Annotated in this window: 13 protein-coding genes and 1 tRNA gene; 9 read left to right on the top strand and 5 right to left on the bottom strand. The window is 62.7% G+C overall.

Annotation, left to right across the window (positions count from 1 at the left end; genetic code table 11):
- Positions 1-24 precede the first annotated feature (24 nt).
- The gene (locus tag AC3LCN_RS00125) at positions 25-1,077 is read left to right on the top strand and encodes a rod shape-determining protein (protein WP_488648061.1); all 1,053 of its coding nucleotides are present in this window, start codon (positions 25-27) and stop codon (positions 1,075-1,077) included.
- Positions 1,078-1,083: 6 nt separating this feature from the next.
- On the top strand, positions 1,084-1,959 hold the full coding sequence (mreC, locus tag AC3LCN_RS00120) for a rod shape-determining protein MreC (protein ID WP_488648060.1): 876 nt from the start codon (positions 1,084-1,086) through the stop codon (positions 1,957-1,959).
- Here mreC and AC3LCN_RS00115 read toward each other — a convergent pair.
- Entirely contained in the window at positions 1,895-2,731 is an 837-nt protein-coding gene (locus AC3LCN_RS00115; RefSeq protein ID WP_488648059.1) for an ABC transporter ATP-binding protein, read from the bottom strand. The two genes, mreC and AC3LCN_RS00115, sit on opposite strands and share 65 nt — an antisense overlap.
- A complete protein-coding gene (locus AC3LCN_RS00110; RefSeq protein WP_488648058.1) occupies positions 2,732-3,586 on the bottom strand; it encodes an ABC transporter permease in 855 nt (284 codons plus the stop codon).
- A 74-nt stretch (positions 3,587-3,660) separates the two neighbouring features.
- On the opposite strand from AC3LCN_RS00110, the gene AC3LCN_RS00105 reads away from it, so the two are divergent.
- The 4 genes from AC3LCN_RS00105 to rdgB are packed head-to-tail and all read left to right on the top strand — an operon-like array spanning position 3,661 to position 7,953.
- A complete protein-coding gene (locus tag AC3LCN_RS00105; protein ID WP_488648057.1) occupies positions 3,661-5,400 on the top strand; it encodes a peptidylprolyl isomerase in 1,740 nt (579 codons plus the stop codon).
- Positions 5,397-6,626 carry a nucleoside triphosphate pyrophosphohydrolase gene (gene mazG / locus AC3LCN_RS00100; RefSeq protein WP_488648056.1) on the top strand — a complete coding sequence of 410 codons (1,230 nt, stop codon included), beginning with the start codon at positions 5,397-5,399 and terminating at the stop codon, positions 6,624-6,626. Before AC3LCN_RS00105 ends, mazG begins: the two co-directional genes overlap by 4 nt.
- An 8-nt stretch (positions 6,627-6,634) precedes the next feature.
- Complete coding sequence (gene rph, locus AC3LCN_RS00095) at positions 6,635-7,348, top strand: ribonuclease PH (protein WP_488648055.1); 714 nt, start codon at positions 6,635-6,637, stop codon at positions 7,346-7,348.
- Positions 7,345-7,953 carry an RdgB/HAM1 family non-canonical purine NTP pyrophosphatase gene (rdgB, locus tag AC3LCN_RS00090; protein ID WP_488648054.1) on the top strand — a complete coding sequence of 203 codons (609 nt, stop codon included), beginning with the start codon at positions 7,345-7,347 and terminating at the stop codon, positions 7,951-7,953. The genes rph and rdgB overlap by 4 nt, the downstream gene beginning before the upstream one ends.
- Here rdgB and AC3LCN_RS00085 read toward each other — a convergent pair.
- The gene (locus tag AC3LCN_RS00085; RefSeq protein WP_488648053.1) at positions 7,925-8,806 is read right to left on the bottom strand and encodes an alpha/beta hydrolase fold domain-containing protein; all 882 of its coding nucleotides are present in this window, start codon (positions 8,804-8,806) and stop codon (positions 7,925-7,927) included. The genes rdgB and AC3LCN_RS00085 overlap by 29 nt on opposite strands.
- A gap of 9 nt (positions 8,807-8,815) precedes the next feature.
- A complete protein-coding gene (locus AC3LCN_RS00080) occupies positions 8,816-10,390 on the bottom strand; it encodes an LCP family protein (RefSeq protein ID WP_488648052.1) in 1,575 nt (524 codons plus the stop codon).
- Positions 10,391-10,438: 48 nt separating this feature from the next.
- Here AC3LCN_RS00080 and AC3LCN_RS00075 point away from each other — a divergent pair.
- The 3 genes from AC3LCN_RS00075 to AC3LCN_RS00065 all read left to right on the top strand — a co-directional run bounded on the left by AC3LCN_RS00075 (position 10,439) and on the right by AC3LCN_RS00065 (position 12,224).
- Positions 10,439-10,515 (top strand) — tRNA-Pro (locus tag AC3LCN_RS00075).
- A gap of 61 nt (positions 10,516-10,576) precedes the next feature.
- The gene (locus AC3LCN_RS00070; RefSeq protein WP_488648051.1) at positions 10,577-11,227 is read left to right on the top strand and encodes a carbonic anhydrase; all 651 of its coding nucleotides are present in this window, start codon (positions 10,577-10,579) and stop codon (positions 11,225-11,227) included.
- Positions 11,228-11,312: 85 nt separating this feature from the next.
- On the top strand, positions 11,313-12,224 hold the full coding sequence (locus AC3LCN_RS00065) for a hypothetical protein (protein WP_488648050.1): 912 nt from the start codon (positions 11,313-11,315) through the stop codon (positions 12,222-12,224).
- A 51-nt stretch (positions 12,225-12,275) separates the two neighbouring features.
- On the opposite strand, the gene AC3LCN_RS00060 is transcribed toward AC3LCN_RS00065, so the two are convergent.
- A complete protein-coding gene (locus AC3LCN_RS00060) occupies positions 12,276-12,752 on the bottom strand; it encodes an Lrp/AsnC family transcriptional regulator (protein WP_488648049.1) in 477 nt (158 codons plus the stop codon).
- Between the last annotated feature and the right edge of the window lie 25 nt (positions 12,753-12,777).

The raw sequence follows: 12,777 nt of genomic DNA, 5'->3' as shown, positions 1-12,777 counted from the left end.
CGGAGTGGGTGCTACCATCGCGCCATGCTTGACCGAATCTATAGCCTCTTCTCGCGCGACATCGGCATTGACCTCGGCACGGCGAATACGCTCGTCCACGTCGCTGGTAAGGGTGTCGTCATTAGCGAGCCCTCGGTCGTTGCGGTAGAGTCCAAATCGCGCAAGGTTCTCGCCATCGGCGCTGAGGCGAAGCGCATGCTCGGGCGTACCCCCGCGAATATCGTGGCGATTCGACCTCTCCGCGATGGCGTGATCTCCGACGCCGCGGTCACCGAGCAGATGATTAGCTACTACGTACGCAAGGTGCACCAAGGCGGATGGCTCTCTGCCCGTCCGCGCATGATCATCGGCATTCCTTCAGGGGTAACCGAAGTTGAGAAGCGTGCCGTGCGCGATGCTGCCATTCGAGCGGGCGCGCGCTGGGTGCGCCTTGTCGAGGAGCCGATGGCCGCGGCTATTGGAGCCGGCCTCGCCGTAGGTGAGCCAAACGGCAGCATGATCGTCGACATTGGCGGCGGCACCACGGAGGTTGCGGTCACCAGCCTCGGCGGCATCGTGACGGCGCGGAGCATTCGCATTGCGGGCGACGAAATGGATGAGAACATCGTTGCCTACGCCCGACGTCAGTACAACCTGCTCCTGGGTGAGCGCACCGCCGAAGATATCAAGATGGCGGTCGGTTCGGCGCACTCTGGCGAGTGGGACTCGCAGCGCATCACCTTCCGTGGACGTGATCTACTCACCGGCCTGCCTCGCGCGGTAGAGGTGGCGGCGCCGCAGGTGCGTGAGGCTATTGAGCCTTCGATCGTTGAGATCATCAATGCCGTGCGCGACACTATTGAAGAGACACCACCAGAGCTCGTGGCTGACATTATGGACCAGGGCATCGTGCTTGCTGGTGGTGGTGCACTCCTGCTCGGTATGGATGTGCGCCTTTCTGCCGAAACAAAGATGCCAGTTCGCATCGCCGATGATCCGCTAACCTGCGTCGTGCGCGGCACCGGCATCATTCTTGACGAGGTTGAGGCGCTCGAGAAGATGCTCGTCCCCGAAACCTATCAGCGCCCCCTGCGCTAAGGACCCATGCTCCCCCGCGATCGTGGAGAGCGTAATCCGCAGGCTGGCCTTGTCGCCGTTGGCGTTGTGTTGCTCTTCAACGGGCTCCTCTTCTTACTCTCGGGCAGCGCGCCAGTTCTTGCCGTGCAAGGTGCAGTGGGACAGGTGGTGCGCACCCTCAGCGAGCCCGTTGCCGCGGTGGGGCGAGGGGCCGTATCGGTTCGCGATCTCTTCGTCGACATTCGTAGTCTCCAGGCTCGCCTCGCAGCGCTGCTCCGGGAGCGCGATCAGCTCGCCTCTGAGGCCGCCCGCATTGCCAGTCTTGAGCGTGAGGTAGCGGAGCTCCAGGCGACGCTCGACCTGCGTGCGACAACCTCGTTTGCAACGGTTGCGGCTCAGGTTGTTGCGCGGGATTTCGCGATTGATCGGCGCTACATAATTCTCGATGTTGGGAGCGCCGATGGCGTAAAGATTGGTGACGTCGTCATTGGGGTGGGCGCCTCACTCGCAGGGCGCGTTGTGCAGGTTTCCGATCAGAGCTGCCAGGTCCGTCTCCTCACCGACCCCGAGTTCTCGGTCACCTCTGAGGTCGCCTCAACCGGTGCGATCGGGCAGGTTCGCGGGCGTGCCGCCAACCCGCTCGCCTTCGATGATGTCGACGCACAACGCCAGGTGCTTGTTGGGGCGGAGATCACCACCTCTGGAATTGAGCTCGGCCCGACACTGCGATCAGCCTTCCCGCGAGGGCTCTCTGTAGGCCGAGTGGTCGCCGTGAACAGCGTCGCCTCGGCTGTGCTGCAGAGCGCAGATGTGCAGCCGACCCTCGACTTAGACTCCGTTAGGACGTTGCTCGTAATCCTGAATTACCGCGGCGGGCTACCTGAGCCGAGCGTGACACCGTAGCCGAACGCTTCGCCATCTTCTTCTTATAGGCGGCGATCACTTTTTTTGCTGGTCCGTCCGCCACAATCCTGCCACCCTCAAGTTCAACAGCGCGCGTGCAGAACGTGGCTGCAGAGTCGAGATCGTGCGTCACGAACACTATGGCCCGCGCCCGCTTCATGAGCTCCGTGATTCGGCCACGCGATTTTTCGATGAAGGCGGCATCCCCAGTTGAGAGGACCTCATCAAGGAGCAGCACGTCGGGCTCAACCGAGGTGGCGACGCTGAACCCAAGGCGTGCGCGCATTCCTGTGCTGTACGTGCGGACCTCAGCCTCGGCGAATTCACCGAGTCCAGCAAATTCAAGAATCGCTGGCACTCGTCGCACCATCTCCCTGTGGGGGATCCCGAGGAACTCACCAACGAGGAGCGCGTTTTCGCGCGCATTCAGTTCCGGGTCAAAGCCGGCACCGAGCTGTAGGAGCGTGGCAATCTTGCCGCGAACGGCGACCTTACCGACCGAAGGCTCCAGGATGCCGGCTAGCACCTGCAGCATGGTGCTTTTACCTGCACCATTGGGCCCAATCACCGCGACGGATTCGCCCGCCTCAACACGAAAGTCAACGTCGCGCAGTGCCCAGAACTTGCCGCTCTGGGAGTGTCGGCCGTCGCGTAGCACCGTATCGCGGAGCTTGCGCTTTTTGCTCAGACGCAGGTCGTACTGCACGCCAAGACCCGTGAGTAAGATTGGTAGAGGTGCAACCTTCGTTCGCGTGCTCTTGCGCTGCGCCACTTAGAGCACCTTGACAAAGAGTGGTGAGACTCGTCGGAAGAAATAAATTGAGAGCAGGGTCGCTGGAATAGAGGCGAGTGCCAGGATGCCGAGCGCCCCCCACTCAGGGGGGCGACCATAGTAGAGAGCGTCGCGATACCCGGAGAAGATCCAGGTGAATGGGTTGATGGCGACAAAGAAGCCAAACCACGGGTGTTTATCACCAAGCGCCTGGAGTTTTTCAAGCGGAAAGAGTGCAGGAGAGAGATAGAACCAGATACGAAGGCCATGAGGGATGAAGTTTGAAATATCGCGGAAGAAGACCGCCACCGCGCTCAGCACAATAACGATGGGAACTGTCCAGAGGAACTGCACCGCTGCGACAGGAAGAACAGCGAGTGACCAAGGGCTGAGGCGATCAGGGTAGAGCAGATAGAGCGCTCCGAGCGGGACGAGGGCAAAAATGAAGTTCGCGACGCTTGCAAATACGGAAGAGGCTGGCAGAACGATGTGGGGAAAGGCGATCTGGCGCATCACCTGCTCGCGGCCGCGAACCGAGGTCGTGGCTGAGGCGAGCGCAGCGGAGAACCACTTCCAGGGGAGGATGGCGGAGCCGAGGAATAGGAGGATTGCCGGCTGACTGCGATTGAAAATGACGCTGACCAGGAGGAAGTAGACGAAGAGCTGGAGAGCTGGGTCGAGGAACCACCAGATGTTCCCCAGCAGGGAGTTTGCCCCTTTGTTCCGAATCTCGGACATCGTCAGGTACCAGACGAGGCGGCGGCGCTCCACAAGGGAGGCGAGGCTCTCAAGAATGGTGCCAATGCTGCCCCGGCGCGGCCTGCCGACGGTCAGTTCCGTGCTGTGGGTCGTCATGAGAGGGCGAGAATAGCACCCGCCCCCCCTATACTGCCCATAACTAGGCCCTGACTGAAGGAGGATCACTGAGCATGAACCCAATCGCACGCCTACGCGCCAGAGCCGCCGCCCGATTTCAGGCCGCCGACAAAACGGCGCTGACCAACCTCTCATTTGTTATTGCGATCGCCCTTGCTGGGGCCCTCCTCGTCGGAGTTGCCGGATACTCCGTTTATCAGGGCACGTGGGCGCCTGCAGTTGAGGTCAACAGCGCATCAATCAACAAAGCTGAGGCCAAGGCGCGCGCCGAAGTCACGGCCTTTCAGATCGCGCTCCAGGGCTCACGTGTTCGTGCGCGTGTTGCCGCTGGCACCATGACGAACAGCGCCGGTGACGCTGCCCTCAAGGCGCTCAACGACCAGGCGCAGGCGATTAGCAATCAGGTCACGACCGACATGGTCGACACGCTTCTCATTCGCGACCTCGCGGCCGCCAATGAGGTCACTGCTAACCCGGCTGCGTTTGCAATTGAATGGGCGAAGGAGACAACCCTTCCAGAGCTACGACTCTTCCGCCGCATCAGCATTGACGCGGCAAACGACACGAAGATCAAGAAGCCGACCGCCTCCACACGCGCAGCAGCGAAGGCGAAGGCCGAGGCGATCCTCACCGAGATCAAGGCGGGTGGCGACTTCGCCACAATTGCAAAGCGTGATTCAACCGACTCATATGCTGAACTTGGCGGGCTCGTTGGTTGGACCACGAAGGCCGAGGATCCAACAGAGGATCTCGCTTATGCAGCTGCCTGGGCACTCGCTCCAGCAGCAGATGGCGCTACGCAGCCGATCACCGACGTCATCGCACGTTCCGAGAATCAGTTTGTCATCTTCCGCCTTGAGAAAGCCCAGGCTTCGAAACTTGATCCAGACTTTGAGAAGCAGATCAGCGATGCAGGGATTGACCGCGGCCTCTATGAGCGCATGGCCGAGGAGCGCGCGTTGCAGACCGCCCTCAGCGACAAGATCACGGCACAGCTGCTCGCTGGCCCAGTCGAGCAACGCGAGGTCAGCTACGTCGCGGCTACCGTTCCAGAGAAGGATGCCGAGCAGGTTCAAGTGAGCCACATCCTCTTTAGCCCAAAGGATGATCCGAATACCGCAGGCAACCTCGATCCAGCTGATCCGGCCTGGGCCGCCGCCGAGAAGGAGGCGAACGACCTGGTTGCTCGCCTCAAGAACGGTTCCAGTTTTCAGAGTGAGGCGAAGAAGAGCGACGATAAGACCTCTGGGGCTAACGGCGGACTCTTGGCATGGGCGCCAAAGGGCACCTACGTTCCAGAGTTCGAGGTGGCCATTTGGGCCGGCGGGGTGAAGCACAACGACATCCTCGGGCCAATCAAGACGCAGTTCGGCTATCACGTGATTCAATTCGACGCGCGCCGAGCTTCGCTGAAGGATCGCCTTGACGAACTCGCTACGGCGCTCGCCGCCGATGGCGTGGACTTCAAAAAGGCCGCCACCACCGCCACAGATACAATTGAAGAGCTCAACTTCGCAAGCCCAGGCTACGTGCCGAAGTACACGGTCACCCCAGAGCTCGGCAGTGTAGTGTGGGGCCTAAAGGCTGGCGGAACGAGCGCTGTCGTTGAAAGCTCAAAGACCTATCTCATCGTCCATGTTGATGGCGTGGAGATGCGTGCGTTGACGGCCGATCAGATCACAGGTATCAAGGCGAGCGGCTTCTCGATTTGGCTTGACCGCTATCGCTCCGCGGCGCGCGTGGCGGTTGACGGAGCCGTGGTGCAGGAGGCTGGGGCTTCGCCAACTCCGTGACCGCGAAGGCGTTCAGCGGATCGATTGACGCCCTCATCGCAGCTGCGCAACGTGCCGATGCGAGCCTAGATCCAACGAACGGCATAACCATCGTTGCGCTAAGTCAGTGCGGTGCCGTTGCCATTGACACGGCGCGCCCACTCATCGTGCTGCTCGACAGCGCAACGACGAGTGACCAGTTGCCGGGCCGCAGTGGTTCAGGTTTCGCACTCCTTTCGCGCCTCTACGGCGCCGAACGAGCGGTGAGGCTGCTGCCGAGTGGCGGTGCCAGCACCCTTGGCTCCTGCGCATCCGGTGGCGCAGTCGCTGACCAAGCCATCTATATCGCTGGGCTTGAGCCGCTTGATGCCCTCGCCACACCGTGGACGATGCCCTGGCTCAGCGCCCGACTCCGAGCCCCCGATGGCTGCCCGTGGGATCGCGAGCAGACCCACGCCTCGCTGGCGAAGCACCTCATTGAAGAGGCATGGGAGCTGCACGACGCAATCGCGGCACTTGAATCAGCGAGTGAGAGCGAGCGACCACGAGCGATCGCCGACCTCGCCGAGGAGCTTGGCGACGTACTGCTTCAGGTGGTGCTGCACTCGCAAATCGCGCAGGAGCGTGGCCACTTCGATCTTGCCGATGTGCAGGATGGTCTCGTGCGCAAGATCGTTCGTCGACACCCACATGTCTTTGGCGACGCGAGTGCGGCGACGACGCGCGACGTGCAGCGAAACTGGGAGGCAATCAAGGCGGGTGAGCGCGCCGCGGCTGGCGATGGCGAGAAGGTCAAGGGTGCGCTTGACGGGGTGAGCCGCGGGCTCCCGGCGCTCTCGGCGAGTCGCGAACTGCAAGACCGCGCCAGTGCCGTTGGCTACGATTGGCCAACCCTCGACGGCGTACGGGCGAAGATCAGCGAAGAGTTGGCCGAGCTCGATGAGGCACTCGCCGAGGCTGGGCACCCCGACCAGATCACCAGCACGCAGGCATCAAGCGCTGCCGCGTTGGCACACGCGCAAGAGGAGCTGGGCGACGTGCTCGCTGTCATCGTTAACCTGGGTCGCCGCAGCGGCATTGATGCCGAGGCGGCACTTCGCGGGGGCAACGACAAGTTCCGGCGCCGCTTCAGCGAAGTCGAGCGCCGAGCCGCCTCACGCGGGATCGTGCTAAAAGATGCAGACTTCACCACATTAGATGCGCTCTGGGATGAGGCGAAGGCCGCCGAGCGCGAAGCGAAAGGATAGGGGGCACGATGAGCAAGGTACGAGCCGATGGGCGCGCCGTAGATCAACTCCGCGATCTGAAGATTGAACTCGGTGTCCAGAAGTGGGCTGAGGGTTCCGCCATTATTTCGATCGGCAATACCGTGGTGATCTGCTCCGCCTCCATTGAAGAGCGCGTGCCCCCACACCTTCGCGGCAAGGGGACCGGCTGGGTCACCGCCGAGTACAGCATGCTGCCACGTGCAACCAACACACGCTCCGATCGCGAGGCGGTCCGCGGCAAGCTGGGCGGCCGCACCCACGAGATCCAGCGACTGATCGGCCGCGCCCTTCGGCAGTCGGTCAACCTGACCAAACTCGGTGAGCGCTCAATCCTCATTGATTGCGACGTGCTCGTTGCCGACGGCGGCACCCGCTGCGCCAGCATCACCGGTGGCTGGATCGCCCTTGCCATTGCGATGCGTGCGAAGAAGCTTGAGGCGCACCTGGTGCGCAACGTGGCCGCCGTCTCGGTCGGCATCGTTGACGGCCAGGCCGTTCTCGACCTGCCGTATGAAGAGGACAGCCGTGCTGATGTCGACCTGAACGTGGTCGCCACCGACGCTGGCCACTATGTCGAACTGCAGGGGACGGCTGAACAGGATCCGTTCCACCGCACCGCCCTTGACGAGATGTTGAAGCTTGCCGACGCTGGGATCGCCGACCTCATCAAGTTCCAGCGCGACACCCTCGCCGGCGCGTGATCGCGCCGCGACGGCGGCTCCTCGTCGCGACCGGTTCGGCACATAAGCTGATCGAGCTACAGCGCCTCTTCGGTGATCTGCCGATTGACCTGGTGACCCTGCGCGATCTTGGTATCACCGACGAAGCCCCAGAAGATGGCGCAACATTTGAAGCGAACGCCATGCAGAAGGCTCGCTGGTACGCAGAGGCTTCGAGCGAATGGACGCTCGCCGACGACTCTGGCCTTGAGGTGGCGGCACTGAACGGTGCACCAGGTGTGTACACGCGCCGCTATGCAGGGCCAGATGCCACCGACCAACAGAATTACGAGAAGCTTCTCTCCGAAACATCGGGAGTCACCGATCGATCGGCGCGCTTCGTCTGCACCATGGCGCTGATTGATCCCGTCAACGGCTCAGAGCGCTCCTTCCGTGGTGAGTGCGCTGGCGCTCTCACAACAGCGCCGCGAGGGGAGTTCGGCTTCGGCTACGACCCGATCTTTGAGGTGGATGGACGAACGATGGCGGAGCGAGCACCCGCAGAGAAGGATGCGCTCAGCCATCGCGGCCGTGCCGCCGCCTTGGTTGCAGCAGCGCTTAGGAGTGAGCTCGAACAAACGCGCTAAGCGCCGCGCGCGGCCCCTTCGCCTCGGGGATGGGTAGCAGCGGATACACGTGCACCAGGCCCTCCTCAAGATAGGCGGTGCAGGAGACGCCGGCGGCTTTCGCATCTGCCACCAGCCGGAGCGCTTGTGGGTAGAGCACGTCGCGCGAGCCACTAAAGAGCAGCAGCTCGCCAATTCCGCGGAGCGAACCGAACTGCGGACTCACTTCAGCGCGACGAGGATCATCGCTGCCGGCCCAGAAGAGACCCGCAACCTCAAGAAATGGCGCGCTGAGAATGGGATCGGCGCGGTCGTATGTTGGCGTCTTGGGATCGGACATGGTCACGTCAAGCCAAGGCGAGATGAGTGCGACACGCGGTGAGCCACCGCCTGCGGCGACGCGTTGCGCAAGCGCCAGTGCAAGCCCACCGCCGGCAGAATCACCCATCAGCACGGGGGCACTGGCGCCGCTCCCTCGCGCCAACGTCAGGAGAGCATCAAACGATGTGGACCATGTTGCCTCAGGCGCCAGTGGATAGATCGGCAGTACAACCGTGGCGCCACTCGTTCGGGCAATCTCTGCGCACAGGTTCCAGTGAATGATCGAAGCATCACCCACATACGCTCCGCCATGCAGATACACCATCTCCACGCCAGTACTGCCGCTCTTTGGGGTAAGAGTCCACACCGGGAAGCCAAGCGTCTGATCAACCTCTGCGCTCACCGTCTTCAGGATTCCCTTCGGCGGGAGCGCAGGCTTCTGGCTGTGCATTCGCGCGAACATCGCACGGGCATGCGCATCGTCTCGAGGCGGCTTCAGCGCCGCAATCGCTCCCAAGATCCACCCGAAAAGGTTGTGCTGCAGTGAAGGCATGGGGGGATTCTACGGCGCGGATGGCAGTGGTGACGGCGTGCTTGACTCTGTGGGCGTCGGGCTCGGCGTTGCGCTCGGCGGTGGCGCCGTTGGGTCTGGGGTTGGGGTGTAGCGCGGCAGCGGCAGCCCAGCGTCGCACGAGGCGAGCGTTGGGAACGGATGGGTCAGCGATGGTGATGGCGTCGCGGTTGGCGTGGGGGAGGCCCCACTCGCGAGCGGCGCGGGGCTAAAGGTTGCCTCTGCGCCGAGCTTCGGCTCGCTTGCAGTTGCCGGGAAACTCCACGGCCGTGTGCCAGGGGTTGGGAAGAGGCGCTCTCCGAGCATCAGCATGCGTGCAGCGTCAAAGAAGACGACCGAGCCGAAGGGGCTGTATTCGCCCTTATGTCGATAACGCAGGATCGTGTCCCCTGGCTGGATCACGGCACGCACGATCTTGCTCGTGTCAAACGATCCGGCCGCCTCAGCCAACTGCGGAATCAGGGCTGGGTTGAGGTCGGTGCGCACCCCATCGCCAATCACATCAAGAAGGGCGAGGGCATTGCCAACAAAATTTTCGCTGCGCGCCAACTCATCGCGGGCGGCGAGCAGGATCTCAATCTGTCGTGGACCACGGGTCATGTCGTCAGTCCCTGGCGCCTTGCGAATGCGCGCGTAGGCGAGCGCACACTCACCACTCATGTGCCAGTTTCCGGCGGGTAGTCGTGCCCCGTCCATGTTGGTTCGATAGGAGACGTCAAGAATGGTGCGTCGGATCGTAAGGTCAACGCCGCCGAGCTGGTCAATAATCTTGACGAAGGTTGGAATCACGACGACGGCGGTCGCATCAATCTTCACGTTGAACGCGCTGCCCAGTGCGGTGCTGAGCGCAACGGCCGGGCCCTCGGGGAACCTCTTCGGATAGCGCAGCGCATACGACCAGAGCGAGTTGATCTTCGGCCCGAAGATATCGCCGTTGCCGAGAGGTACGTTAACCAGATCACGAGGAATAGAGACGGTACTAACGTAACCGCCGATGCGATCCCAGCTGACGATGATCATCGAGTCGGTGTTAAACGAGGTGCGGTGCCCCATGGTGTCGGCGCCGATGAGCAGCATCGTGAATCGATCGGCGAGTGGTGGCGGTGTTGGTGTGGCGCTCTCCGCAGCTGAACCATCCGGAGTTGGTGTGCCGAATCCCGAGAAGACGCCGGTCGCCGCGACCTTGGCGCGGTAGACAATCGCCGCCGCACCGGCCTGCGGCGCAATTGAGATCAAAAGGGCGAGCGCGAGCAGGATCGCCGAGCGGCGAGTGCGCCTCGTACCGCGGGCAGCATCGACGGTCACCAGGATGCGCCATGGGATTGAGAGGAGCAGGAGGGCGAAGAGCAGCGTGAGGCGGCCTGGCGTGGCAATCGCGGCGGCGGTGCGCACTACGCCGAAGAGGAGGAGGGCACCGAGCGCCACGACAAGGAAGACGACCAGGGGGAGGGCGGAGAAGAGTGCTGCGCGGCGACGTCTGTCGAGCCACTGGCCGAGTCCGGGCACGATGGCTGATGCGGCGGCGGCTCGGAGGGAGCCCGTTTTGGGCGTGGATTCAGCAGGCATAGGGTGATGATGCCACCCGATTGGGAGGAGCGTTTAGGATGAGCATGTCGGGGTGTGGCGCAGCTTGGTAGCGCGCCTGCTTTGGGAGCAGGAGGTCGGAGGTTCGAATCCTCTCGCCCCGACCACAACCTCCCCTCTATTGCCCTCAGATCTGGTCGCCTTGACCGCCTCGTTTAGACTGACGCCATGACGAGCCAGCCCCTCTCGGAGCGCCTCAGCGCCGGATACCGTCGCTTCCGCGCCGGCCGTTACAACGACGAGCGCGTGCGCTATGACGAGCTTGCACGCGAGGGCCAGAAGCCGCGCACGATGATCGTCGCCTGCTCCGACTCCCGCTCTGCCCCAGAGACAATCTTTGACGCTGGCCCAGGCGAACTCTTCGTGGTGCGCAACGTCGCTGCGCTTGTCCCGGTGTACGCACCAGATGCCAAGAGCCATGGCGCGAGTGCAGCCCTCGAGTTTGCCGTCCTTAGCCTTGAGGTCACCTCCATCGTGGTGATGGGGCACGGGCGTTGCGGCGGCGTTGCGGCGGCGCTCGATCCAGCATCGCGGCTGACTGACTCCGACTTCATCGGCTCATGGGTTGCCGACCTCAAAACGCTCGATGAGCGAACCCCAGCCTCGACCACAGGCGTCCCGCAAGAGCGCCATCGGCTCATCGAGCATCTCAGCGTGCAGCAGTCACTGGAGCATCTCCGCACCTTCCCCTGGATTGCCGAGCGCGAGCGCGCCGGCAGCCTCACGCTTCACGGCGCCTGGTTCGACATCTCGCTCGGGGAGCTCCACGCTCTCGCAGGGGGCGAGTGGCTCCCACAGCCTTTCGACCAGGCGGGCTGACCCCTCTCGGGAACCGCCAGCCCCGCTCGCTCGTTACGATGGTGATGGGGATACTCCCCACACAGAGTTGAAGTTGAGGTGAACCGTGCGATCACTCCTGAAGGTCTTCCTCCCGCTCGCCCTCCTGCTGGTGGCTGTTGCCCCCGCAGCTGCAGCTGACGAGGCTCCATCCCCAGATGCCACCCCTGAGGCGGTGATGTATTCGGTCGGCAGTTACAGCGGCACACTTCCGATCGCCACTCCCGCTGATGCACACGCCGCGGTACTTGCCGCCGGTGGGCCATTCGACGAATTCACCTACAACGACGGCGCACTGATTGGCGCCACGAAGTACTACGACGTTAAGGGCGAGGCAGGTATCGACACCACCTGGTTCGTTGTCTACACCTACGGATGGAACGACTGCGCATCAGGTTGCCTCAACGGACACAGCTTTGTCTACCAGGTTGATCCACTCACTGGCGCAGCAACCTTTGATAGCCATCAGGGTGACCTGCTCCCGGTCGATGCACCTGCAGCGCTTGTTGAACTAACAGGTCGCAGTGGCGGAATGGTCCCTGAGCCGTACTGGCGCACACTCAACGGTGAGGCGAGCGCCTGCCCAGAGGGGATCACCGATCCAAACGCGCCAGTTTCGAGCGACACGGTTCTGCCGTGCCTGCTTCCAGATGGCTCGCTCTTCCCGATCCTGATGGCCGGTGGTGTTGATGGCAGCACCGATTGGGCCACGAATTACACCACTTGGATGGAAGAGTTCCGCGCCTCACTCGAGCCATGCGCCGCCGATGTAGACCTAACGGATCCGGGCCTCACAGCCTGCCTCTTGCCTGACGGCACCGCCGTTGGTGCAATGCCACTCTTCGCCATGGATATGGCGGGAGCGGGTGAGGAAGAGAACGGCTGGACGACCACACTGCCAGCACTCATCTTGGCGGCACTGCTCGCCTGGATCGGCGCAGCGGCACTCGTCGGCCGATCGAAGCGTCGCGCCGCGTAACTCGAGCGCACTAGGAAATACCGGGCGACCCCGGCCGAGCCGCTCAGGCGGTCAGGTCGGGGTCGTTCCCCATTCGTAGTTCTGCTTCAAGATTCGCAAGTACACGAATGTCTCCGTTTCGAGCACACCAGCGATGGAGCGCAGTCGATCGGTGAGGAACGTCAGCAGCGCATCATTGTCTTCACAGACCACTTCAATGAGCAGGTCGTACGCACCAGCCACCACAACGCAGTAGCTCACCTCCGGAAGTGCCTCGAGCTCTTTGGCGGTTGTGAGGAGTGCGGCGGGAGTGCAGCGCACGCCGATCATGGCCATCAGTGGGTAGCCAACCTTGAGCGGATCGGCCACGGCAATGACCTTTAGAGCGCCGCGGTCAACGAGCCCCTTGTACCGGGCGCGGATGGTTGACTCGGGAACGCCAAATGCGGCGGCAATCTCTGTGAAGGGCTTGCGGCCGTCGGCCTGCAGTACCTCCATGAGGCGACGATCGAGTTCGTCGAGTGCTCCGTGGTTGTTTCCTCGTGCCATCTCACCCCCTGTGGTGCGTTGACGT

Origin of the sequence: Candidatus Limnocylindrus sp., assembly GCF_040397215.1 — a bacterium.
Lineage (GTDB): Bacteria > Chloroflexota > Limnocylindria > Limnocylindrales > Limnocylindraceae > Limnocylindrus.
This window is presented reverse-complemented; position numbering and strand designations above follow the sequence as displayed.

What these genes read in the sequence shown, in the direction of transcription:
- AC3LCN_RS00110 (WP_488648058.1), bottom strand. Translation starts at nt 3,586, where the DNA reads ATGACGACCCACAGCACGGAACTGACCGTCGGCAGGCCGCGCCGGGGC.
- AC3LCN_RS00060 (WP_488648049.1), bottom strand. Translation starts at nt 12,752, where the DNA reads ATGGCACGAGGAAACAACCACGGAGCACTCGACGAACTCGATCGTCGC.
- mreC (WP_488648060.1), top strand. Translation starts at nt 1,084, where the DNA reads ATGCTCCCCCGCGATCGTGGAGAGCGTAATCCGCAGGCTGGCCTTGTC.
- AC3LCN_RS00125 (WP_488648061.1), top strand. Translation starts at nt 25, where the DNA reads ATGCTTGACCGAATCTATAGCCTCTTCTCGCGCGACATCGGCATTGAC.
- rph (WP_488648055.1), top strand. Translation starts at nt 6,635, where the DNA reads ATGAGCAAGGTACGAGCCGATGGGCGCGCCGTAGATCAACTCCGCGAT.
- AC3LCN_RS00105 (WP_488648057.1), top strand. Translation starts at nt 3,661, where the DNA reads ATGAACCCAATCGCACGCCTACGCGCCAGAGCCGCCGCCCGATTTCAG.
- AC3LCN_RS00070 (WP_488648051.1), top strand. Translation starts at nt 10,577, where the DNA reads ATGACGAGCCAGCCCCTCTCGGAGCGCCTCAGCGCCGGATACCGTCGC.
- AC3LCN_RS00085 (WP_488648053.1), bottom strand. Translation starts at nt 8,806, where the DNA reads ATGCCTTCACTGCAGCACAACCTTTTCGGGTGGATCTTGGGAGCGATT.
- AC3LCN_RS00080 (WP_488648052.1), bottom strand. Translation starts at nt 10,390, where the DNA reads ATGCCTGCTGAATCCACGCCCAAAACGGGCTCCCTCCGAGCCGCCGCC.